This is a genomic window from Limosilactobacillus albertensis (genome assembly GCF_014145555.1).
Taxonomy (GTDB): Bacteria; Bacillota; Bacilli; order Lactobacillales; family Lactobacillaceae; genus Limosilactobacillus; species Limosilactobacillus albertensis.
Genome location: NZ_JACIVD010000027.1, coordinates 1 through 307, shown reverse-complemented (window position 1 = coordinate 307; position 307 = coordinate 1). Strand labels below are relative to the sequence as shown.

At 41.0% G+C, this 307-nt stretch carries 1 protein-coding gene; it reads left to right on the top strand.

Annotation, left to right across the window (positions count from 1 at the left end):
• Positions 1 to 41: 41 nt before the first annotated feature.
• On the top strand, positions 42 to 307 hold a 266-nt coding region (locus H5S41_RS00455; protein ID WP_182601558.1), incomplete at its 3' end, for a transposase.

Here is a 307-nt window from a genome sequence, read left to right as displayed (position 1 = left end):
AGCCGGAAAAGCCGGTCTATTTACGTGGGATCAACGAGTATATGACTAAACAGAATGCCGTTGACCTAGTACTAAATCAATTTCCTCAATTTAGTGCTGTTTACACTGCATATCAAGAGATTACGGCGGCACTTCATGAGCGAGATAGCCAACGTTTAACCACGATCCTAAGTCAGTATCAGAATACCAGAACGGAAATGGATACGGCTATCGCTACATTAAATAAAAATCAGTCTTATGTCATTAATAGTACCCAGTTTGAGTTCTCCAACGGTCCCTTAGAAGGGATCAATCGTCGAATTAAGAC